Origin of the sequence: Endozoicomonas sp. ALD068 (genome assembly GCF_049310145.1) — a bacterium.
Taxonomy (GTDB): domain Bacteria; phylum Pseudomonadota; class Gammaproteobacteria; order Pseudomonadales; family Endozoicomonadaceae; genus Endozoicomonas_A.
In genome coordinates, this window is sequence record NZ_JBLYNU010000004.1 from 1,160,555 (window position 1) to 1,182,354 (window position 21,800).

Annotated in this window: 25 protein-coding genes and 2 pseudogenes; 19 read left to right on the forward strand and 8 right to left on the reverse strand. The window is 43.7% G+C overall.

The window, feature by feature from the left end; genetic code table 11:
- Positions 1 to 209: 209 nt before the first annotated feature.
- Entirely contained in the window at positions 210 to 1,169 is a 960-nt protein-coding gene (locus ACO6V5_RS03625; protein WP_422134289.1) for an integron integrase, read from the reverse strand.
- 277 nt (positions 1,170 to 1,446) lie between these two features.
- Here ACO6V5_RS03625 and ACO6V5_RS03630 point away from each other — a divergent pair, with 277 nt between their 5' ends.
- From ACO6V5_RS03630 to ACO6V5_RS03650, 5 genes are all read left to right on the forward strand, one after another.
- The gene (locus ACO6V5_RS03630) at positions 1,447 to 1,620 is read left to right on the forward strand and encodes a hypothetical protein (RefSeq protein ID WP_422412540.1); all 174 of its coding nucleotides are present in this window, start codon (positions 1,447 to 1,449) and stop codon (positions 1,618 to 1,620) included.
- A 111-nt stretch (positions 1,621 to 1,731) separates the two neighbouring features.
- Positions 1,732 to 2,121 carry a hypothetical protein gene (locus tag ACO6V5_RS03635; RefSeq protein WP_422412538.1) on the forward strand — a complete coding sequence of 130 codons (390 nt, stop codon included), beginning with the start codon at positions 1,732 to 1,734 and terminating at the stop codon, positions 2,119 to 2,121.
- Positions 2,122 to 2,221: 100 nt separating this feature from the next.
- On the forward strand, positions 2,222 to 2,593 hold the full coding sequence (locus ACO6V5_RS03640) for a hypothetical protein (protein ID WP_422412536.1): 372 nt from the start codon (positions 2,222 to 2,224) through the stop codon (positions 2,591 to 2,593).
- A gap of 136 nt (positions 2,594 to 2,729) precedes the next feature.
- A complete protein-coding gene (locus ACO6V5_RS03645) occupies positions 2,730 to 3,344 on the forward strand; it encodes a class I SAM-dependent DNA methyltransferase (protein ID WP_422134288.1) in 615 nt (204 codons plus the stop codon).
- Between the two features lie 566 nt (positions 3,345 to 3,910).
- On the forward strand, positions 3,911 to 4,249 hold the full coding sequence (locus ACO6V5_RS03650; RefSeq protein WP_422412534.1) for a hypothetical protein: 339 nt from the start codon (positions 3,911 to 3,913) through the stop codon (positions 4,247 to 4,249).
- 52 nt (positions 4,250 to 4,301) lie between these two features.
- Here ACO6V5_RS03650 and ACO6V5_RS03655 read toward each other — a convergent pair whose 3' ends face one another.
- On the reverse strand, positions 4,302 to 4,649 hold the full coding sequence (locus ACO6V5_RS03655) for a phage protein NinX family protein (protein WP_422441879.1): 348 nt from the start codon (positions 4,647 to 4,649) through the stop codon (positions 4,302 to 4,304).
- A gap of 117 nt (positions 4,650 to 4,766) precedes the next feature.
- Between ACO6V5_RS03655 and ACO6V5_RS03660 the strand changes: the two genes are divergently transcribed.
- Complete coding sequence (locus ACO6V5_RS03660) at positions 4,767 to 5,255, forward strand: hypothetical protein (RefSeq protein ID WP_422492057.1); 489 nt, start codon at positions 4,767 to 4,769, stop codon at positions 5,253 to 5,255.
- Between the two features lie 692 nt (positions 5,256 to 5,947).
- Here the strand turns inward: ACO6V5_RS03660 and ACO6V5_RS03665 are convergent.
- Positions 5,948 to 7,509, reverse strand: a protein-coding gene (locus ACO6V5_RS03665) for an IS3 family transposase (RefSeq protein WP_422138110.1) whose coding sequence is annotated in 2 segments (ribosomal slippage) — positions 5,948 to 7,047 and positions 7,047 to 7,509 — 1,563 coding nt in all. Because the reading frame shifts where the segments join, the coding sequence is not laid out codon by codon here.
- A 363-nt stretch (positions 7,510 to 7,872) separates the two neighbouring features.
- Between ACO6V5_RS03665 and ACO6V5_RS03670 the strand changes: the two genes are divergently transcribed.
- The 3 genes from ACO6V5_RS03670 (at position 7,873) to ACO6V5_RS03680 (ending at position 9,325) form a co-directional block, all read left to right on the forward strand.
- Positions 7,873 to 8,286: a hypothetical protein gene (locus tag ACO6V5_RS03670; RefSeq protein WP_422414034.1), complete on the forward strand. Its 414-nt coding sequence runs from the start codon at positions 7,873 to 7,875 to the stop codon at positions 8,284 to 8,286.
- Between the two features lie 124 nt (positions 8,287 to 8,410).
- On the forward strand, positions 8,411 to 8,686 hold the full coding sequence (locus tag ACO6V5_RS03675; protein WP_422133982.1) for a hypothetical protein: 276 nt from the start codon (positions 8,411 to 8,413) through the stop codon (positions 8,684 to 8,686).
- Between the two features lie 99 nt (positions 8,687 to 8,785).
- Positions 8,786 to 9,325: a GNAT family N-acetyltransferase gene (locus tag ACO6V5_RS03680; protein WP_422414032.1), complete on the forward strand. Its 540-nt coding sequence runs from the start codon at positions 8,786 to 8,788 to the stop codon at positions 9,323 to 9,325.
- Positions 9,326 to 9,391: 66 nt separating this feature from the next.
- Here the strand turns inward: ACO6V5_RS03680 and ACO6V5_RS03685 are convergent, their stop codons facing one another.
- Positions 9,392 to 9,676 (reverse strand): hypothetical protein, encoded by a 285-nt coding sequence (locus ACO6V5_RS03685; RefSeq protein ID WP_422414030.1) that lies wholly within the window; start codon positions 9,674 to 9,676, stop codon positions 9,392 to 9,394.
- Between the two features lie 117 nt (positions 9,677 to 9,793).
- Here ACO6V5_RS03685 and ACO6V5_RS03690 point away from each other — a divergent pair, with 117 nt between their 5' ends.
- The 6 genes from ACO6V5_RS03690 (at position 9,794) to ACO6V5_RS03715 (ending at position 14,784) form a co-directional block, all read left to right on the forward strand.
- The gene (locus ACO6V5_RS03690) at positions 9,794 to 10,957 is read left to right on the forward strand and encodes a toll/interleukin-1 receptor domain-containing protein (protein ID WP_422414028.1); all 1,164 of its coding nucleotides are present in this window, start codon (positions 9,794 to 9,796) and stop codon (positions 10,955 to 10,957) included.
- A gap of 88 nt (positions 10,958 to 11,045) precedes the next feature.
- Positions 11,046 to 11,534: a hypothetical protein gene (locus ACO6V5_RS03695; protein WP_422492057.1), complete on the forward strand. Its 489-nt coding sequence runs from the start codon at positions 11,046 to 11,048 to the stop codon at positions 11,532 to 11,534.
- A gap of 554 nt (positions 11,535 to 12,088) precedes the next feature.
- Positions 12,089 to 13,009, forward strand: a complete 921-nt coding sequence (locus ACO6V5_RS03700; protein ID WP_422413983.1) for a hypothetical protein — start codon at positions 12,089 to 12,091, stop codon at positions 13,007 to 13,009.
- Positions 13,010 to 13,115: 106 nt separating this feature from the next.
- Positions 13,116 to 13,940, forward strand: coding sequence for a restriction endonuclease (locus tag ACO6V5_RS03705; RefSeq protein WP_422413981.1), 825 nt, complete (start codon positions 13,116 to 13,118; stop codon positions 13,938 to 13,940).
- Between the two features lie 85 nt (positions 13,941 to 14,025).
- Positions 14,026 to 14,265, forward strand: a complete 240-nt coding sequence (locus ACO6V5_RS03710) for a hypothetical protein (protein WP_422413979.1) — start codon at positions 14,026 to 14,028, stop codon at positions 14,263 to 14,265.
- A 24-nt stretch (positions 14,266 to 14,289) separates the two neighbouring features.
- The gene (locus ACO6V5_RS03715; protein WP_422413977.1) at positions 14,290 to 14,784 is read left to right on the forward strand and encodes a hypothetical protein; all 495 of its coding nucleotides are present in this window, start codon (positions 14,290 to 14,292) and stop codon (positions 14,782 to 14,784) included.
- Between the two features lie 69 nt (positions 14,785 to 14,853).
- Here ACO6V5_RS03715 and ltrA read toward each other — a convergent pair.
- A pseudogene (gene ltrA, locus ACO6V5_RS03720) lies at positions 14,854 to 16,056 on the reverse strand (group II intron reverse transcriptase/maturase); the annotation flags it as partial.
- Between the two features lie 921 nt (positions 16,057 to 16,977).
- Between ltrA and ACO6V5_RS03725 the strand changes: the two are divergent.
- The 4 genes from ACO6V5_RS03725 to ACO6V5_RS03740 all read left to right on the forward strand — a co-directional run bounded on the left by ACO6V5_RS03725 (position 16,978) and on the right by ACO6V5_RS03740 (position 18,861).
- Positions 16,978 to 17,478, forward strand: a complete 501-nt coding sequence (locus ACO6V5_RS03725) for a hypothetical protein (RefSeq protein WP_422414170.1) — start codon at positions 16,978 to 16,980, stop codon at positions 17,476 to 17,478.
- A 115-nt stretch (positions 17,479 to 17,593) separates the two neighbouring features.
- Entirely contained in the window at positions 17,594 to 18,064 is a 471-nt protein-coding gene (locus ACO6V5_RS03730; protein ID WP_422414168.1) for a hypothetical protein, read from the forward strand.
- 177 nt (positions 18,065 to 18,241) lie between these two features.
- Positions 18,242 to 18,565 (forward strand): type II toxin-antitoxin system RelE/ParE family toxin, encoded by a 324-nt coding sequence (locus ACO6V5_RS03735; protein ID WP_422414166.1) that lies wholly within the window; start codon positions 18,242 to 18,244, stop codon positions 18,563 to 18,565.
- Positions 18,562 to 18,861, forward strand: a complete 300-nt coding sequence (locus ACO6V5_RS03740) for a helix-turn-helix domain-containing protein (RefSeq protein WP_422414164.1) — start codon at positions 18,562 to 18,564, stop codon at positions 18,859 to 18,861. The genes ACO6V5_RS03735 and ACO6V5_RS03740 overlap by 4 nt, the downstream gene beginning before the upstream one ends.
- A gap of 261 nt (positions 18,862 to 19,122) precedes the next feature.
- On the opposite strand, the pseudogene ACO6V5_RS03745 reads toward ACO6V5_RS03740, so the two are convergent.
- The 3 genes and pseudogenes from ACO6V5_RS03745 to ACO6V5_RS03755 all read right to left on the reverse strand — a co-directional run bounded on the left by ACO6V5_RS03745 (position 19,123) and on the right by ACO6V5_RS03755 (position 21,799).
- Positions 19,123 to 20,174 (reverse strand): annotated as a pseudogene (locus ACO6V5_RS03745) (IS91 family transposase).
- Complete coding sequence (locus ACO6V5_RS03750) at positions 20,171 to 21,073, reverse strand: site-specific integrase (protein ID WP_422413636.1); 903 nt, start codon at positions 21,071 to 21,073, stop codon at positions 20,171 to 20,173. The pseudogene ACO6V5_RS03745 and the gene ACO6V5_RS03750 overlap by 4 nt, the downstream one beginning before the upstream one ends.
- A gap of 198 nt (positions 21,074 to 21,271) precedes the next feature.
- On the reverse strand, positions 21,272 to 21,799 hold the full coding sequence (locus tag ACO6V5_RS03755) for a hypothetical protein (protein ID WP_422134271.1): 528 nt from the start codon (positions 21,797 to 21,799) through the stop codon (positions 21,272 to 21,274).
- Position 21,800 lies beyond the last annotated feature (1 nt).

Here is a 21,800-nt window from a genome sequence, read left to right on the forward strand (position 1 = left end):
GTTATGCCTTTTTCTACGTATAGGCGTGGTGAATGGATCACGAAAAATATAAGACAGCCATAAATAGGCACTACTACCTACCCTTCAATAGAGAATACTGGCACAATGTCGCTCAATAGAATGTATTCACTCAGGCAGGAAGCTATTGAGCCAAAGGGATAAGTGCTCTTCAGCTGTCTCGGGGAGGTCCCCGTGCGGTAGCGTGCCTGTTATATTTTGCACAAAGGACTCTTTACTGCGTGGCCACCACGGTTTAGCACATGAGTGTAGATCTGGGTTGTCTTCAGGTCTTTGTGTCCAAGAAGCTCCTGAACCGTTCGAATATCGTAGCCATCATCAAGCAAATGCGTGGCAAAAGAATGTCTGAAAGTATGGCAGCTTCCTTTCTTTTCTATACCGGATAACTCAATGGCTCGTTTTACTGCTCGTTGCAAAGTACTGTCATCAATATGATGGCGTCGCTCATGTCCATCCCTTGGATCGATTGAACGCTTGTGAGAACAAAATAGATACTGCCAATGAAGGCTTTTTGCTTCAGATGGGTATTTTTTTGCCAGAGAATCCGGCATCCATACTTCACCAAAACCGGCCTCTTTATCCATGATATGGAGAAGGCGAACCTCGCTTATGCGAGCTTTTAGCTCAGGAATAAGCTGGTCTGGCAAGATGGTTACCCGGTCCTTATTGCCTTTACCACTGCGAACAATAATGGCCATACGGTTGAAATCAATGTCCTTAATACGCAGGCGAAGGCACTCCATTAGCCGCAACCCGGAACCATACATCAGCTGAACCGGTAACTTGTGTGTAGGGCTGATCACTGTGAAAATTGCATTCACTTCATGTCGTTCAAACACCACAGGAATCTTTGTGGCCTTTTTGGCTTTGACCAGATTGCTGACATCCCCCAAAGGTCTACCTAAAACTTGTTTGTATAAAAAGTTCAGAGCATTCAATGCCTGGTTTTGTGTTGAAGTCGCAACCCGACGCTGAACGGCAAGATAAGTCAAAAATTGTCTGACATGATCAGGCCCTAAATACTGAGGATGCTTCATGTGTTGATAACGAATGAAGTACTTGATCCAATAACAATAGGACTGTTCAGTTTTATAGCTATAGCGCTTCACTCTGAGGGTGTTGCGTACTTCAGTCATAAAAGGAGATGGCATGGTAAACTCAAAAGCTGTTTATTTGTACAGTATTATTGAAGAAAATACTAAAAATGCAAATAACTCACTTGCGGTCTATCTGGGGCGGTAGGTAAAATGGCTTATAGTCTGTTGATAATTAATGACTTTATGACAGGTTGGAAAGTCGGGATATATCTCAAGCGAGTTGATATTTCTTGATTTAGGGGGATATGCCGCGTGTGAGTGTAATATCTAATATCACTCGCTTGAGATCTAATAGCTGTTATGAGTCTCTAGAGATAAAAGCATGAGCACAATGAAAGGCCCTACGGAAGGAGGCAGTGGCGGTAAACGTGGCCATTCCAATATGGAGCATTGGGTTACGACTGAGGAACTCAAAGAATCGAGCAAGGTTCGCCGTCGCAACAACGAGAAGAAAGAGATAGCCAAAGAACTCGAAAATCACGCTAAACACAGCATCAAGGAATAGGGATTCCCTCAATGTCTAAGCACAAACTCATAACAAGTTTAGGCAATCGGACCAATTACTCCGCCTTTGGCTCCGTAATTGTCCGTTGCTAAAGGCGTTATGTGCACCAACATGAAAGCTCTATTTAAATTTTCTACTATCGCACTGTTATTGATCGTACTGATTGGCTTAGTACTTTTCTTTGCCATCGGCCACAGTGTGTATTCGGGCAAAGGAGCATCGGTAAAGTTTGTAAACTCTTCTGGCCAGCATATAGAGTCAGCTTATATATCAGTTGCGGGGCAGTCTTGCAGTGTCAAGCAGCTTGGGGTTGGCGGTGAAATAGAGTGCCATTTTGAAAATCTTCATGACAGTAGCTACTCGGTATCCGTAACTTTGCAAGGTGGCACCGTATACTCTGAGCCAAGTCTTGGCTATGTCACTGGCGGCATGAACTTTAACGACACCATTACAATAAACCAATCGGGGGCAATTGAGCTTGTTTCTAGTCCCAGCACATAACAAAGCCAAGCACGATCGCCAGCAAAGCTGGCTGGACCTCCATTTCGCGGCTTCGCCGCTACATTGCGGCCCGTGTTGGCGGCGTTAGGTGCCCAAGTACATGATGAAGGATCTAATAGATACAGCAAGAGATATCGAAGAAGAGGACTATATACGAGTCGATGCGCTAAAAGCGATCCTTCTAGAGCTTGACGATGTTTCAGAGATAATTGCTGAAGTAAGGGCTTTGTTAACTTTGATAATTACTAACCGCGATGATGATATCTTGGTTCGCCAGCATGCAGCGTGTGAACTTTACTATTGCTTAGGCGACAGTGTTCCTGATGGTGAGATATTAACAATAATCGCGGATATTAATGAAGATATCGATCTTCGAGTAAATCTATGCGAGGCTTTTAGAGGTAAAGAAAGCCTAATACAAGAAGTAATACAAAACTTGAAATCGACCGATGAACTTACAAAATACACCTAACCAGCAGCGTCACCAACGCACGCAAGCGTGCTGGAACTTCGCTTCGCTCGTCCGGTGCGCTGGGCGTTATGTCACTTCATCAATATCGACAAAGTTCATCAAATAAAGAAAAATAAGCAAATTAACAGAGGTAGTAATGGGTACTGATTTCTTTGCTCAAAAAGCAAGTAGTTATGAATTAACAAAAACTCGAGTTGCTAATGTTGAGAATATTGCGAACTCTATTCTTCGCAATGTAAAACTAGATGAAACAATGCATCTAATGGACTTTGGGTCAGGAACTGGTTTGCTACTTGAAAGGATTGCTCCACATGTTAAAAAAATAACCGCAATAGATATCTCGCCATCAATGAATCAGCAGCTTGAACAAAAAAGAAATAAAATTCACTGCCAGCTAGATATCCTCGAAATTGATCTTGAAAGACGAGATATGGATCACCAATATAACGGTGTTATATCTTCCATGACAATGCATCATGTGAAAAACATTGAAAAAATGTTCCGTAAGCTTCACTCAATGCTTGAGTCTGAGGGTTTTATCGCAATCGCAGACCTTGATAAAGAAGATGGTTCATTTCACACAGAGGATACAGGTGTTCATCATCATGGTTTTGATCGCAAAGCCATTACAAAAGCAGCAGTTGATGCTGGATTCATCAAAGTTAAAGTAACTTCAGCTAGCGTTGTACATAAACCACATGGAAACTATCCTGTATTTCTTCTAACAGCCACAAAATCCTCTAGCACGTGACATAACAAATGGTTCCAGTTCGTTCCGGGGCTACGCCCCTCCACCCGACGCCGCCGTCGGCGGCGCGGCTGAACCAGGCGTTAGCAGGCAGCAATAATAGAGAGTTTCTGGTTGTGAAAAGACCAGTTTTCAAAAAGAGCTTTTGGGTTCACTGCCTATGGTGGGTTTCGAGTTAGAACCTCCCAGCAAAAAGACACTGTTACACTAACTTTTCAGTAGTTCTCAGCAGTTCATGTCTGTTGGTGTGAAGTCTGTCGCTGAAAAATCTGCGGTGTATCGTTGGGCATGTCAGCGTTGGTTTTCAGTTTATCGGTACTTTTTGCTCAGTGGCCCTATGCCAGTTCAAAGTTGCATCAGCTTCTTTATCGCCTGGAAGCTTTTAAATATCAGAGATTGTGCGCTTCAATCAGTTCAGCAAGAAGGCTGCCAATCCTCCGCATCATTCACCATTTGCCCTTGCGGGTGGGCTGCCATGCTAACAAGTTGCTGGTGTCGCCCCTGAAGGGGCTGGGACACCGCTGTGCGGCGCCCCACAGCATGGCGTTATACATAATTGAGAAAATCTAATGAAGAAAATTCTAATTCTAGCGGTAATTTTATCAAATCCAGTATTTGCTGGTTATGCTACCGTCGGAAAGATAAGTAACCTATATTTTATGAAAAATGGTGCATTACTTTTTACACATTCTGGAAATCGTACACATTTAAATACGGATCAGCAATGTGTGACCTCTCAACCGACAAGGTGGGCAATTGACGGCTCGACTGATTTAGGGAGAACACAAATTTCAGGACTATTAATGGCATATTCTATGGGAAAAGAGATTACTGTTTATGGGATCGGAGGTTGCCTCGATTCAGTTCATACGTCGCGAGAAACAGTAAATTATTTTTATACTGATTAATGTATAACAAAGCCAGCCATTGGGACACGTTCCGTGCCCCTGCTGGCAGGCGTTAGCTGCCTTTAATTTGTCCTGCAATTATTGCGAGCATGGCTGCTTTTAATGGAGTCTCAGCAACTTTTATGCTTACTGTATATCCATTGAATTTCATTGCTTCCCATAATGTGCCGTGCGTTTCATCTTCAAGAATATCTAATGTGACTTTGTGTTCTTGGAGTAGCGGCCCTCCATGCCCCCAATCTGTTGCCGGTTGGAAGTCAAAATAAATTGACTTCTGGTTAGACACTAATTCACGAACACGCACGTATTTGACTTGCTCGCGATAAACAGTTTTTTCTGCTACCTCAAAGCAATAATTTTCTATCTCTGCGATTCTTTTGTTTATTTCAAAATTATCCATTCTTCGAGTCCCGTGCATACCGGCAGCTAACAACACGCCAGTCTGGGACGCACATACTGTGCGCCCGTCAGCTTTGCGGTTAAGTGACTCCATCACAAGAAATAAGTACGTTAAAAATTGAAATATATCATCGCAGTTTTCTTTGTCATAATGTCGTCTGGAATGTTTTATGTTTCCTATTTAGCAGGTGAAAGCTCATTTAAGTGGTTTAAATGGAAAACTGATGGAGCAGAATCTCAGATTGTAGAGGGCAGCTTTCATGACATTTACTATTCCAGAAGTTGTAAGTGTTATCGGCTTTTAGCAAAAACCAAACATGGAACTATTAACTTCGGCACTAGTATGAGTAAAAGCAGTGTAAAAGTACTCAAAAATAGTCAGATCCATAGTTTAGTTATTGGTTACTATCACAAAGGTTTTGACGAGTATCAGACAGAGTTTATTGCTGATAAATTTAGTGGCGAGTTATTCTACGAGACCGAAGTTTATAAGGGTAACACTCTAAATTTCTTCGTACTATTTATTGCCTTTGTCTCTTTTATCGGCGGACTTTATCCCCTAGTAATTATCTTTAAATTATTCACTTCTAAAGAGGCTAGCACTTAACAAATTGCTCGTGTCGCCCCTAAAGGGGCTGGGACGCCGCTGTGCGGCGCCCCACAGCATGGCGTTAGTCGGCAGCAGTATGAAAGTTTTTTCTATTTTTCCAATAGATGAGTCACGAACCAAAATCTACGCCAGCAATCAGTCTGGTCAATTCCAGTTCTGAGTAATTCTCAGTAATGCATGTCTGTAGATTCTGTGTCAGTCGATGAAAAATCTGCGGTGTCTTGTTGGGCATGTCAGCGTGGGTTCACGGTGTTTATGAGTATTTGGTCCGGCGCACTAAACCAGTTAAAAGTTGTATCAGCATTGGCGTTGCCTGCAAGTTTTCCAGCGGTAACTTTTATGCACTTCAATCGGTGCAGCAGGTGCAGGTTTTACTGAAACTCCTCTGCATCTATCAACATTGTCCCAGGCGGCAGGGCTGCCGGGCTAACAAATACAGGCAAAGGGATGGCTCACTGCGTTCGCCACCCTTGCTGCAAGCGTTAGCCGGCAGCAGTATGAAAGTTTTTTCTATTTTTCCAATAGATGAGTCACGAACCAAAATCTACGCCAGCAATCAGTCTGGTCAATTCCAGTTCTGAGTAATTCTCAGTAATGCATGTCTGTAGATTCTGTGTCAGTCGATGAAAAATCTGCGGTGTCTTGTTGGGCATGTCAGCGGTAACTTTCAAGGTAGATGTCGCCTCAACTTATGCAGCTAAATCACAATGCTGCTGATTCTCTGATCGCTCAGGGTTAAGCCACACCTCTACCGGTAATTGCCAGTTTCTGGTTTCACGGCTTCCCCATCGCTCAGGGTGTTGCTCTTTTGCTTTACGGTAAACTCTTTCACGATTCAGAACCTTTTTCTGAGCCTTCCCTGTGTGTCTGTCGTAGGGGGTCTGGAACTTGATGCCACTGTGCTTATGCTCCATGTTGTACCAGTTTACGAACCCATACACCCACTCTCTGGCTGACTCCAGACTGGAGAAGTGATTCGGATACCCAGGACGGTATTTCATGGTTCTGAAGCCTGACTCTGAGTATGAGTTATCGTTACTCACGCGTGGCCTGCTGAACGATGTCTGCACACCCAGCTGCTGAAGAGTACTCAGCATGGTCGCCCCTTTCATTGGGCTGCCATTATCGGAGTGCAGAACCAGTGGTTGCTCCTGAAGGCTGATTTTATTCTGCATGAAGGCTTTGCGGATCATCTGAGCAGCCAGATCAGAGGACTCCCTTTCATGGACTTCCCAGGTCACAATCATGCGGCTATAGACGTCCAGAACCAAATAGAGATAATAATATTTACCCCTGATGGGCGACCCCAAGAATGTTATATCCCACGACCAGAGCTGATTCGGTGCCGTAGCCCGATGCGATGTTGGCTTCCGCTTTGCGGGCTTCTGACTGCGACCGCGGTGATGCTGTTGATTATGGGCCTTCAGCACTCGATAAAAGCTTGACTCAGAAGCTATATAAACACCTTCGTCGGCCAGTGTCGGTACAATCTGGCATGGCGACTTACTTTTGAATCGCTCGCTGTTACAGACTTTCAGAATCTCGTTTTGCTCACTCTTGGTTAGTTGGTTGGCAGGCATTGGCCGGTCTGCGTATTGACGCTGATCTTCCCGCACCTGTTCTACATCTTTTTGCCAGCGCTGAACCGTGCGTATCGACAGGTTGAGCGCAGCACAGGCTTTCACTTTACGTGCACCCTGTGAAACAGCTTCCTGGATTAAAGCAACGGCTTCCTTGCGATCAGGGAGAGGAATCAATCGTCCTCGCGCTCCCCCCAGATCGCGTTTGCCTTTTTTGTTAGAACCAACAGTGCTGCGGTTTCAGCAAGTGCTTTGTCTTTGCGTTTGAGTTCTTTTTCCAGTTTCTGGATGCGCTTCTTGTCATCTCGTCTGGCAGCGGCCTGTACCTGACGGGATTCAGCAGGCTTTGTGCTGCCTGCGATAAAATCAGCTTTCCACTGCTGCAGGTCTTCATAGTAGAGACCCTTCTTACGACAGTATTCGGATAGCTCTGTTGTGTTCATGTTGGCGGTTTCCATCAGAACCGCGAACTTGTTTTCAGCACTCCACTGCTGAGGATTCTTACCATCACCGGGCACGACTACACCTTGCGCTTTTGCCTGTTTGCGCCAAGTATACAGGGTCGCATCAGTAATGCCGGTTTCTCTTTTAAGCTGAGCCACGGAAACATTATTTGGCGGCATCATCTTCTGGATAATGGACTCTTTCATTTCTTTGGAATAGCGAGCCATAACAGCCTCTTTCTAAATGCTCTCAGTTATTGAGAGTCATGAATCAAAAGAGGCGACATCTATTCTGACACAGAGGGTCAGCGTGGGTTCACGGTGTTTATGAGTATTTGGTCCGGCGCACTAAACCAGTTAAAAGTTGTATCAGCATTGGCGTTGCCTGCAAGTTTTCCAGCGGTAACTTTTATGCACTTCAATCGGTGCAGCAGGTGCAGGTTTTACTGAAACTCCTCTGCATCTATCAACATTGTCCCAGGCGGCAGGGCTGCCGGGCTAACAAATACAGGCAAAGGGATGGCTCACTGCGTTCGCCACCCTTGCTGCCAGCGTTAACTCTACATTCGAAGTCTAAAAAAAGGAATTTACGTGAGCACTTTAGTTGAGGCATTCAATCTATCAAATCAGGATCTTGTCCTTTTGTGGACTTGCCCGCTTATTGCTAGCATCTCAAGTTTAATTCGAGCCTGGACTAGTGAGCTTGATCTAACCAAACCACCAGCTTTTGAAGCGGCTCCTGTCGAATTGCCTGAAGCGAGAACAAAACAGACTAAGGAAAATAGCCGTGCAAGAGGTTATTGGGTGGGCGGTATGTTTCTAGCCGGGCTAGGAATAGGCTTCGGTTTAGCGTTTCTGTTTTTGGGCTCAATTCAACCGACTCCCGGTGCCGTTGGTCGCATATGGTTTCTATCCCTTATTCTGGGCTTCACAACGCCGGTAGTACTTAAGAAAATCGATGGCAAGGTTAGCAAAGCATTGGATGAGGGCATCGATAAAACTTAAATCCCGAGTTAACAAAGCAATCTACCGGACATCCACTGCGTCGCTTAAAGTGTGCTTAAATAGCACACTTTAACCAACTCCGTTCCTACCGGTAATTGCGGCGTTATGTTTTCAAAGTAAACCTATGACTACAATCGTAAAAATAATTGGTGCGCTGGCAATCATTGCTGCTGCATCAGGCCTCTGGATGACTTTCTTTACAGAGCTTTCTGGTCCAGGTGGCAAAACTGCGTTAGCAAGTATGTACACATTCCAATTAATCATTAGTTCGTTTCTAATTTATGGAGCACACCTTAAAAAAGTAGGCAGTGATCTTGCTCAAAAAGTATATCCGTCAAGCATTGCAGCCATGGCGTTATATACAGCATTTGCTTATCGGTGGTTTAGCCATGGAATATAAACATAACAAGGCCAGCCAGCATCGCTCCCTGCGGTCGCTGGACCTCGTTTCACTCGGCCGCTGCTGGCGGCGTTAGCTGCGTTCAACCATCGAGTTTTTATGCTTAACGGAAAAAATATCAAATTACGTGTGATACGAGAGCAAGACATAGATCAATTAGCAGAGTTATCTGGAAATATTGAAAGCCTTGGCGAATATCTACCCACATTAATGGTTTCTGCGGCAGACTTGAGGAAAGAGCTTCATAAAAGTGGATTCCTTTCAGAATCATTATCGAAATTTATCATTGCAGATAAACACGAAAATATTATCGGCTCTACTTGGGCCTTTAAATCAGTTCCATACTTCGATGCCTTAGAGGTCGGATACCACATATTCAGTAAAGAAGATCGTGGAAAAGGTTTTGCTACAGAAGCGCTCCTTTTGCTCACTAACTATCTATTTCAATCAAAACAAGTAAACCGGATTGAATTGCGTATTTCAACGAAAAATATCGCCTCAGAGAAGGTCGCGAAAAATGTTGGTTTTGTACACGAAGGAACCAATAGAGAAGCTGCTTTTTCCATGGGCAAACTTCACGACATGCATATATATGCACTCATTCGTAGTGAGTGGCTGGCCAACCATGCAAGCAGCTAACAAGTTGCTGGTGTCGCCCCTAAAGGGGCTGGGACGCCTACGGCGCCCCACAGCATGGCGTTAGATTCACTCTTCAACTTCAGAGTGCTTCATAGCTTCAATGCTCTTTAGAAACTCATCTCCCTTCTTTCGTATTTCAGTCCTTCGCTTTTTGGCTAATTCAAGAAAAGGCTGGAATGCAAATGAAACCACATGAAACAGAGTTCCTGTATTTTCATATTCCCCATGCTCTTCGCTCAAGGCATAAAATCGCCAATCGTGTCCGACTTTTGAAAGCTGGACTTCCTCACAGTATTCATGCAAAAACCAAAGCATGGCGGAAAGATCAAAACCCGCATAAGTTCCTGACATTATTTATTCTCCAGTTCTGTGCAATCGTAAATCTAACAACACGCTCAACAGGGACAACTACGTTGCCCGTCAGCTTTGGGGTTAAATTTCTCCAACCATCAATATCGAGTTGTATAAATGGTAGAAAATCCAAAAGTATTTATTTCATACTCTCATGACAATGAAGAGCATAAGGAATGGGTTTGCAGGCTTGCAACTGAACTGATGGGTAAAGGTATTGAAACCTTGCTTGATCAGTGGGATTTAGAGCTGGGAGCTAACCTTCCAAAGTTTATGGAACACGGTCTTACTGACTCGGATCGTGTTCTTGTTATATGTACTGATCCCTATATTGACAAGTCAAATGAGGGTGTTGGTGGCGTAGGTTATGAAAACAATATTTTAACCGCCAGCCTGCTAATGAATCAGCAAACCACGAAGTTCATTCCTGTGGTTAGGAATGTTACAAAAGCAATGAAAACACCTATTTGCTTAGCAAGTCGGATGTATATTGATTTTTCTGATGATAATGAATTTGAGAACTCTCTTAATCAACTGATTCATGAAGTTTACGGCCTAAAAATCAAGCCAAAACCAAAACTTGGTGAAAATCCGTTTAAAAAAAAAGACCCTAGACCAACCTTAAACGAGTCAAGTACATCATTCTTTTCGATGCGGTTTAGTTCAGCGTTTCCTGGCGTGAGAGGTGTTGAGTGGTTTGATGGAGAAAACGCAGCGAAAAGACTGGAAATTCTTTTAAAAGAGCCTCTCGACTTCTCGAATGCCACACCTATTTGGTGGTGGGGTTATGGTGATCTTCACATTAAAAAATTCAAAGTTATAAGTGATAACTTTGTACGTATGGACATAGATGAGCTTAAGATTAAGAAAATTGCCGCTGTCAACAAAGGCTCATACTATCAATCATTCGTCTATGTTGAAGCTGAAGCGATGGAGCCAACAGGGCTCTACAATACAGAACACCTTGAAGATTCAAGAGAACAGTTAGGGTATTGTTCAGAAGAGTTCGCCATCTTCAAAGATCGATTGATCTCTAGGGCTGATTATGATGATGGAGCAACAGTAATTGATAATGTTCCAGTAGAGCTTAACGGTGAGGCTGAACTGAGATGTCGGTATATCACTCCTTACAATTTTATTATTGCGCCTCAAGCATCGCCTATAAATAATCACCATTTTGATCGTCAGCGTAGAGTTTACCTCAAAGCCATAATGCAAGACTCAAGTCAAATCGATGATCTTGCAGATATAGTTATCAAACTCCCAAAAAATCGAGACTGAAATTTAACAAGTGGTTCCAGGTGACGCCTACGGCGCACCTGAACCAAGCGTTAAGTGACTCCATCACAAGAAATAAGTACGTTAAAAATTGAAATATATCATCGCAGTTTTCTTTGTCATAATGTCGTCTGGAATGTTTTATGTTTCCTATTTAGCAGGTGAAAGCTCATTTAAGTGGTTTAAATGGAAAACTGATGGAGCAGAATCTCAGATTGTAGAGGGCAGCTTTCATGACATTTACTATTCCAGAAGTTGTAAGTGTTATCGGCTTTTAGCAAAAACCAAACATGGAACTATTAACTTCGGCACTAGTATGAGTAAAAGCAGTGTAAAAGTACTCAAAAATAGTCAGATCCATAGTTTAGTTATTGGTTACTATCACAAAGGTTTTGACGAGTATCAGACAGAGTTTATTGCTGATAAATTTAGTGGCGAGTTATTCTACGAGACCGAAGTTTATAAGGGTAACACTCTAAATTTCTTCGTATTATTTATTGCCTTTGTCTCTTTTATCGGCGGACTTTATCCCCTAGTAATTATCTTTAAATTATTCACTTCTAAAGAGGCTAGCACTTAACAAATTGCTCGTGTCGCCCCTAAAGGGGCTGGGACGCCGCTGTGCGGCGCCCCACAGCATGGCGTTAGCAGGCAGCAATAATAGAGAGTTTCTGGTTGTGAAAAGACCAGTTTTCAAAAAGAGTTTTTGGGTTCACTATCTATGGTGGGTTTCGAGTTAGAACCTCCCAGCAAAAAGACACTGTTACACTAACTTTTCAGTAGTTCTCAGCAGTTCATGTCTGCTGGTGTGAAGTCTGTCGCTGAAAAATCTGCGGTGTATCGTTGGGCATGTCAGCGTTGGTTTTCAGTTTATCGGTACTTTTTACTCAGTGGCCCTATGCCAGTTCAAAGTTGCATCAGCTTCTTTATCGCCTGGAAGCTTTTAAATATCAGAGATTGTGCGCTTCAATCAGTTCAGCAAGAAAGCTGCTAATCCTCTGCATCATTCACCATTTGCCCTTGCGGGTGGGCTGCCATGCTAACAAGTTGCTGGTGTCGCCCCTAAAGGGGCTGGGACACCGCTGTGCGGCGCCCCACAGCATGGCGTTATGCTGCTAAACGGAAATCGTACATATGAAACCAGAAGTGTGGTGGAAAAATTTTGGGTTAGGAATGGAGTTAGATGCTTCAGGAACCTTCATATATAACGGAATTAAAACATTAGATACATTAGAAGGATTGAATCACTCTGTTGATATATTTGAAGTCTTATATTCTCTATCTGTTGGTATTGAACGATTATTTAAAGTAGCTATTATTTTAATCGAGCATAACGATGAAATTAGTATTGAAGAGTTTGAGGAAAGCCTCATAACTCATAATACGATGGACTTAGCAAACAGAGTAGGTAAACAACTGACTGATAAGCTTTCCTCTCCACACAAAGAATTCTTATCACTCCTATCAAAGTTTTATAAAACACATAGATATGGACGTTTCTCATTATCTTCTGTTCCAAACATTGATTCTGAAAAAAAACTATTTTTGGAATTCTTGCATAAGCAGTTAAACGTTGAAATTCATGATGATAGTCCTCTAGCGTATATTCATAATACAATTCAAATAAAGAAATTCATTGGCAAAGTTGTGAAAAAAATTGCCAGTGAAACATTTAATATCATTCAACGCAGAACGACAGATCTTAATATTTATACTCATGAGTTGAGATCAGACTCAAAGGCAATTAAGGTCTTTTTAGGGTTAGGTGAACGCTTGGATTTCATAGATGAAAACCAAGTAAAGCGAGAACTTTTGGCTTTTTTAATGAATCCTGATAACACTGGAGAGCACATAGATATTGTGCGTTCCTTTGGTTCTGTCGAGCTTGATGAGTGCTCTGCTCCGTTGTACATAAAAGCTCTTCTTAATGATGTTCATATTCATCTAGTTGAAGGTGAAGTGGATTATGCATATGAAGAGGTTGATAAGATAAAAGAAAGGTTTCAACTGTTAGGGTTAATGGATTCTGAGCATTTATCCTATTCAGAGGAGTAGCAGCATAACAAATGCTTCCAGTTCGTTCCGGGGCTTCGCCCCTCCACCCGACGCGCCTGTCGGCGCGCGGCTGAAGCAGGCGTTATACGCCTCAATAAAGTTCATCATGAATAACGAAAACACCGAATATGAAAAGCTTGCTCAAGAAATTTATCAAGCGATAAATGAGCAACATGAAACAAAAAACATTTCCGTTCAGCATAATGTGAAGCTGGAGGGAAAATCTGGTTGTAACCATCAAATTGACGTTTACTGGGAATTCGAGTCGATGGGTGAAACTCACCGGGTCGCTATAGAGTGTAAAAATTATACAAGTGAGGTTTCAGTTGGAAAAATTCGTGACTTTTTTGGTGTTCTTCATGATATAGGGAACATAAAAGGGATTTTTATAACAAAGAAAGGCTTTCAATCGGGTGCAAAAAAGTTTGCAGAATACTATGGGATTAGTCTCAAAGAAATGAGATTTCCAAATGAGTCTGATTGGGAAGGGCGAGCCAAAACAATTGTTTTCAACATAAGTGCATTAACAAAGAGAGTGACAGAGCGAAGAGTAATTCCCGATCAAAAATGGGCTAAAGAAAATGGCTTTGATCTAACTCAGCAAGTATCAGGCATGAGTGATGATTTGAAAATAGTTTCAGCATCAGGAGAAGTCATGCATACAATGCATGAGCTAGAAAATGAATTACCCCATGATGGGGTTAGAGCATCTGGTTTATCTCATTCATATAGATTTCCTGATGCCTTTTTAACTTCACCAAGTGGACTGAAACTAAAAATTCATGGAATAGATTACATTTATGATGCTCTTGTCTCTGATGAGCAGATGACAATTGAGGGTGAAGCAATCGCAAAAGCCATTTTGAAGGATGTAAAATCTGATAAATACTTCTTTTACAATAAAAGTAACGAAGTTTATGATGTCGGGTAAAGAGTAACCGGCGTATAACAAGTGGTTCTAGGTGACGCCTACGGCGCACCTGAACCAAGCGTTATGCGTCATAGGAGAGTTCACAGTGAATGATATTTTAAAAAAACATAAGACAAATATTGAAGTTGAAGCTATCGACATCAATACGATGGAAGCTTTAACTCCTGAAGAGTATAAACTCTACTTGGAAAGCGAAGGATTATTTATGGTGGATCACCATGAAATATTAAGATCGTCGTGTGCAGGTTATCCTATAGCGGCAACCAAAGAGCAGGTTGATATTTTGATTGAAGAACTTTCAAAAATAAGGCATAAACTCAGATAAATTAACATTGAAAGGGATTGCTGGATGGGTTTTTTAGATTCATTAAAAGCTTATATTGAATATGTATTGAGCATATCAGGAAAATTTCATCCAGTAATCGCAATGATTATAGAGTTTCTCGTAGTGGTTCTCGTAATATTGAGCTTGATATATGCTATAGCCTATATTTTCACCACTTCTCCTATTCAAAAAATAGTCCAAGGACTGAAATGTATTTTTTCAGTTATTGCTAAATCAGCGCGCAATGGAATAAATGATCCAATAAAATATCCGAAGTTAAAGAAAGGGTTGCTTTACCTTGAAATATTCCACTCATACATAACTTCAGTATTGATGTTTGTATTCGTGATTGCCATTTCATATGGTTATGCAATATCAGCAGCAAAAATTAACATTTATCAGCATTTAACTTTTATTGGATTCTTAACCTTGTTTTTTTACTTTTCAGCTTTCTTTAAAGCTCAAGGTGGAAGGGGTAGAGTTGAGTTAAGAGAGATGAATCAATCAAATGACGCATAAATCGGGTAAGAGCTGGTCTTTCTCAAGCTCTCCCCACACCACCCGGCATGCGGGTCCGCACCAGGCGGTTCACCGAGGATAGTGAAACCGGGTCCACAAATCTTTCAGAGAAACAAGCCCAAGTTTTGTAAGGTAACTGTCGTTGAGTGCCAGCTGTACTGCGAAGGTTTTGCTCAACCGATAATACCCTTTGCTGCTGGCTGCAATCGAAGCGGCCTTGATATGATCAACGCCTAACTTGACTAAATTTCGATAACGGGTTTTCGGCTTGCGCCACTGCTTAATAAAGCAGCAACGGATGCGCCGACGTATCCATTGATCCAGCAGCGGTATAGGACGGTAATATTCGGTTATTCTGAAATAACCCATCCAGCCCCGGATATATTCGGCAAGCTTTCGCAGGCGGTAGTCCATCGAGACTCCCCAGCTGCGGCTGGTGAGTTTGATGATTGTCCGCTTAAAGCGAAGCAGGCTTTTCTGTGACCAGCGGATTTTCTTCCCTGTGAAGGTAAAACTCAGGAACTCGACCTCAGTGGATTTCACCACCTTGCTTTTGGTCGGGTTGATTGTCAGTTTCAGTCGACGCTCAAGGTATCGGGTGATACTTTCCATCACCCTTTCCCCTGCCCGTTGGCTGTGAACCAATATCACGAAGTCATCGCAGTATCTTGCGAAACCGTGACCCCGGTATTCCAGTTCCTTGTCCAGGTCATCAAGAAGTACATTCGACAGCAGCGGTGAAAGTGGACCGCCTTGTGGCATACCCACCCGTGTCGGGTAGCATTGCCCATCAATCATGACGCCAGCACGGAGGTAGCAACCAATCAGTTTTAGCAGGCGCTTGTCGTTAATCTTACGAGCGACTCTCGACATGAGTACATCATGGCTGACGGTATCAAAGAACTGACTCAGATCAACGTCAACCGCCTGATGCAGCCCCTGTTTGATATAGCGTTTAACCTGTTGCACAGCATCATGTGCAGATCTTCCCGGTCTGTAACCAAAGCTGCTGTTTGAAAATCCGGGATCAAAGATGGGGGTTAACACCTGCACCATGGCCTGTTGTATAACCCTATCCTGAACGGTAGGAATTCCAAGCAACCTTTCTCCTCCATCGGGTTTCTCAATGATAGCCCGAAGCAACGGAGACGGCTTATATGTTCCATCCAGTAAGGCTTGGCGCACTGAGGGCCAATGCTGTTTAGCAAGGTCGGGGTAAGCCACAATGGTGACTCCATCAATGCCGGGAGCACCCTTGTTGCTTCTGACCTGTTTCTCGGCTCTGACTCCTGCTTCGCCCTAGCTCCTGCATCCTTGCAGTCGCATGCCTTCAGTAAGTTGGCAGGCTCCAGTGCACAACTTAGTAGATCGTGGTTCAAAGCTGGTTAAAGATTCTGTCGCCAGACACAGTGTTTCGCCGGTCGGCTGCACTGCGCTGAGGGAATCAGTCTCCTCTTTGTCATCGGTGTTCAGTCCTTCGCTGACGACTCCTGTCGAACAACTACGCGGTAACTGCTCCTGCGTTACTCTAGCTCCTGCATCCATGCAGTCGTATGACTTCTGCTGACTTCTGTTCAATCACCACACAGGATTACTCCTTTGGGCGCTATTGGTTGTCATCGGGTTTGCTCGAACAGGGTGATGAATCTTGCTCGCCGAGCCTGTTGTAACCAGTGGCTGAGAACTGGGAATAACCAATCGCATGTTGAACAGACCTCCCCGGATAAGAACATGAACTGTCAGTGCACAAAGCTTCCGCGTCCTGCTCACGCTCCTCACCTGCATCCATGCAGGCGACCGCCGCATTTACCGTGTCTCTCAAACCAGAGGGCTTTGTGATCATTGGCTCACTCGCCCACGAGACTCGGCCTTGTATGCGATTTCTGGGGGACGCCCAGTCTCCGTCGGCTCGCACCTTTGCAGTCAGACTGCCTCCGCACAATCCCTCGCGGGATTGCACTTGCCTTAAGCTAGTGGTTATCATCGGTTGGCTTATTAGGCGCAAGATCCGATGCTGGTTTACCCACAGGGGACTTTCACCCCATAAGTTCATGCCCATGCCGGGCGTACCAAATGCTTCCAGGTGACGCCTTCGGCGCACCTGAAGCAGGCGTTAGCTCCCTTGAGTTCATCAAGCACAATCAGTAACCTTTAGCGGTAGCCTTCTTTGTCGTATAACTTCTGGAGGAAGTGATGGATCTTGCCGCTATACAAGCCGCAATCTCAAGCCTAAAAGCCGCTACCGACATATCCAAATCTCTTTTGGAAATGAAAAATATGTCAGATGTACAGGGAAAAGTGATCGAACTCCAAAGTGCTTTGCTTGAAGCTCAGAACAGTGCCTTAGCTGCTACAACTTCACAATTTGAGCTTCAGGAAAAGCTCAGAGAGCTGGAGGCAAGATTAAATGCGAAAGAAGATTGGAGCAATGTAAAGCAAAGGTATCAGCTTGTGTCACCCTGGAGGGGGCCAGCACAAGCTTATGCACTGAAAAAAGCTGAAGCCAATGGAGAAAGTGCACACCTTGCATGTGCAAACTGCTTTCACAACAGTAAAATAGTCATTCTAAACCCAGTAAAGCCTCGAGGCAGCCATATAAACATGGTATGTCCCAAGTGTGATGCAAAATTAGATACTGGTTATAACGGCATTGGTCCTGCAGAGTACGTAGAAGATTATGAGAGCATGAGCTAAGTTTTAGATACCAATTCCACCCCCAGAGTCTTGAATTTGCTCTCTGGGGTGGTTCGCTTATAATTCCAATGTTGTCTATTGAGGAAAACAAACTGTACTATTTTAGGAGACTGGAATGGATTTTAGTTCGCTCAAAGGTGCTTATGATGGCTTCAAGCATGCCAAAGATATTTTTCAACTACTCTTAGACGCCAAAATTGATAGTGAAGCAAGAGAAAAAGTCAATGCAGCTATGCGGGCACTTACTGAAGCTCAGGATAGCCTTTTCAATACTCAATCCTTACTATTCGCTCTTCAAGAAAAAAATAAAGAGTTAGAGTCGAAGCTAGCCGAGAATGATGCTTGGGAAAGAAAATCTAGCGAGTATGCGCTTGTAGAGACAAATGGCAGAGCAGTTGTTTATCAGTATAAAAAAAGCCCCAGACATTTTGCTTGCCCTGCTTGCATGGAAGAAAAACGAATATCTATCTTGCAAGATAACAAGGTTTACTCTGGTACTTTTAGTTGTCCCTATAAGCAGTGCTCGGCAACCTATGGTATTAAAAATGTTCCAATGCTAGAAAGCAGTGCTACCTTTCAGGACTGAATTCAAATGCTAGACGGGAGCTAACAAAAATTTCCAGTTCGTTCCGGGCTTCGCCCTCCACCCGACGCACCTGGCGGCGCGCGGCTGAAATTGGCGTTATGTTGCAGCAGGCAAGCTCATCACAAGTTTCAGGGAACTATTTCTTGCGATAGTTATCAAATATGATAACCTTTATGTATGAAGTGGCGAATCACGTTTTACAGCAAGAAGATAGAGGAAGAGACACTGAGCTTTCCTGAAGGAATCTTGGCTAACTTCATCCATATAGCTGAAATGATTGAAGAATATGGTCCTGCACTCGGCAAACCATACACAGCTCCGATGGGTGATGGTCTCTTCGAAATTAGAGCAAAAGGCAAAGAAGGCATAGGTCGTTCTCTGTTTTGTCAGATAAAGGGGCAAGAGGTAGTCATCCTCAACTCCTTCATTAAAAAAACTCAGAAAACATCCAAGAAAGAGCTGGATCTTGCCAAAAAGAGGATGAAGGAGGTCAAAAAATGACAAGACCAACATTTTTTGATTTTAAGAAGAAGGCTCTCAAAAATCCAAATGTGAGAGCAGAGTACGAAAAGTTAGAGCTTGCCTATCAATTACGGAAACAGCTTATAGCACTTCGTAAAGAAGCAGGGTTAACCCAAGAAGAAATGGCGGAAATTTTGCATACACAAAAGAGTAATATATCCCGCTTGGAGAATGTTAATTCAAAAACTTCTCCAAAATTGTCAACCATCGAAGATTATGCAAAAGCAATTGGGTACAAAGTAAAAATTAGTTTTGTCCCACAAGCTGCAACATAACGAATAAGGATAGATTGCGCCCAGCCGCAATCTTATCCTGTTGTTGCACAAGCCCAGGTTGAATTCTGGTAAGAAAGGTCTATTGAAGTTTACTTATCTGGCGGACCTTGAATCAAAACGTTTTTTCTGAACGCTATTTATTCAGGATGAGTGTCTCCAGACCACTGCATTACGGTAGTCTTGGATATGTCGGATCTGTCTGGCTGAGCTTACATTTTCTCCTTGCTTGTGAATGGCGGTGTTTGTTGATGTGACAATAGCTCAGGTCGGTTTCAGGAAACTGAACGCAATGTGTTTCATAGACTCACCGCAATGCCTGCATGTGAATTTCGGGCGAATGACGGGTTCGACTGCTTTCACCATCACATTTAAAACCAGTTGCACCAGTGATAATTGTTTTTTTGCGTTGCTGTGTAAAATCCGTAATCCCGCGATCGTCGAAGTCGCCTGGGTAATACATGTTTCAGTACCAGCCACAGGAAGTCTTCTCCTGGCAGGGTTCGCTTCTCCTTTTTGCCTGTTTCACTGTTGAGGTAAGAAAAGGTCACCTTTCCTCGTTTGCTGGTCAGGATGTTGTTGTCACTGATCACGCCTCGGTACAGATAGCGGGATAGATATTCAAGTGCTGGTAATCCTTTGCCTACCCGTTTGCAATTGACGACCCACTCATTGGGCAGCCTTGTTTTCAGGCTCGGAGATAGTAGTCCCTGTTCGTCCAGGGCGCGAAGGAGTTTGGCTCGAAAGACCATGGCCAGGTTCTTGCCATTGAACAGATAGTTGCCTGTGAGTTTGCGCCACTCTTTTCGTCGGGTATTGATGCCGCCACCTGGCACGACAAAGTGTATATGGGGATGGTAATCCAGCCGTCGGCTATGAGTGTGCAGAACGCCGGTCATTCCCAGGTCTGCATCCAGTTTTTTGGAATTGCTGCCAAATTCTTTCAGGGTGTCAGCTGCCGTTCTGAACAGTAAATCGTACACCTGTCGTTGATGTTGCCACGCCAGGTTTCGAAGTTGCGCTGGCAAGGTGAAGGTCACCATAAAGTATTCAACGGGCAGTAGTTTCTGTCTTTGCCGCTGCAGCCACTCGCTGGTATCGGTGTTCTGGCAGCGGTTGCAGTGGCGATGCCCGCAGGACATGGGCTTTTGATCCCGTGTCCCTCAGCCGTTGCATTCCAGCAAGGTCATACCGGCTGCCGACGTTCGACAGTGCTGTATCGCTTGCAGTGCTTTGATATGGCGAGGTAAAAGACATTGACTGTATTTTTCCAGAAACCGATCACCGTATTGCGCTGCTATATGGGAAAGCTTCATTGATCATCTCCTTTCAGCTTGAGTTCATTGATCAGATGATTCATCACTTTCCTGGTATTAAGTTGGGCGGTTTCTGTTAATTGGGTATAGATAGCGGTGGTTTTTGGGCACATGTGCCCGAGCAGTGTCTGAATAGCCCTGAGACTTAAACCCTGTTCAAGAAGGTGCGTGGCAAAGCTGTGTCGTAAACTGTGAGGGCTGACCTTTTTATTAATCCTGCATTCTTCAACCAGCTGTCTCATGGCTTTCTGGGTGCAGGAACGGCTCATGGGCTGAGTCGCCCGGTGCCGTTGCTGTGCGCTCTGGCCTTCAGGAAAAAGAAACTTTGGGTTTCGGTGAGTGGCCCAATAGCGGCGCAGGGCCTTAAGTGTTCGACTGGGAAGATCAACATAGCGATCCTTGCCGCCTTTGCAGTTGCGCAAATGGACTCTCATGAGTTCGGAATCAATGTCGGCAATGGTCAGGTTCAGGCCTTCGGCCAGCCTTAAGCCCATGCTGTAAAGTATCAACAGAATGGTGTAATAGCGCAGTTTCCGTGCAGTATTGAGCAGTCGTTCTACCTCAGCAGGCGTCAGGATAACGGGCAGTCGCTTGACGGTCGGTGGTTTGATGATTTCAACAAAGTCCCAGTGTTTGCCCAGAACATGTTTCCAGAAAAACTGCAGGCCATTACGATCGGTTTTGACCGTGCTCCAGGAATGGCTTTCCACCAGGGCGGCAAAATAGGTTTTTAAATCCTCAGGGCTGAGTCTGTCAGGAGAACGATCAAAGAAGGTTGCCAGCCGCCGAATTGGTCTGCTGTATAGATCAATGGTTGATTTTCTTTTGCCCTGAAGTTTCAGTGTGGTGATGTGTTTTTGATACAGTTTGTCAAACCGGATTTGCTCAGAACGTTCCATGTTGCTTCCTTATATAAGCCGCGCCGGAGTGGTACGGATATCAGGAAGTATTGGCAATGTTGGGGTGGCTGGGATGAACGGTATTTTTTTGCCGCGTTAGCGGCTTGGTTCAACAAAGCAATCAAGTTCGTCCCGGCCTTCGGCCTCCACCTGACCTCGCCTGCGGCTCAGCGGCTTATTGCGGCGTTATGCCTCAAATCACAAAAACAAATAAGCATGTCTCGACGTGAGGATGTAGATCAGCTGATCTAGCTCGCTAAGCAAAATCGTAGCTATTGCTAACCCCAGAGCCGAAGCAGAAAGAGTTAGATTTAAAATCATTTTTAGATCTTTTTCTATCATTAAAAGTACATCTGAAATTTCGATTGAAAGCGAACTCATTTTTACAATGTAATTAATATTTTCTCCTATAAGAATTGTTGCTTTTCTAATTAACTCAGGTGAATTTGCTACTGTAACACCTGCTAAATATCCAATAGATCCACCGAGGGCGGCTAATAAAGCATTTGCTGTTGTAATTGTGTTGTAATAACTATCACTTCGATTTATTAAAGTGGGCAAAAATAAGCAGGCGAAAGCAAGACCTACGTACTGCTTATAATCAGTTAGTTTTGATGTGAAGTTCTCAATCACTCCAATATCGTAAAATTCATTGTTAGCAGAGACGTTAATAGAATTTATAGTTATCAGAATACTGAATAAATAAATTTTTAGCTGTGTCTTCATA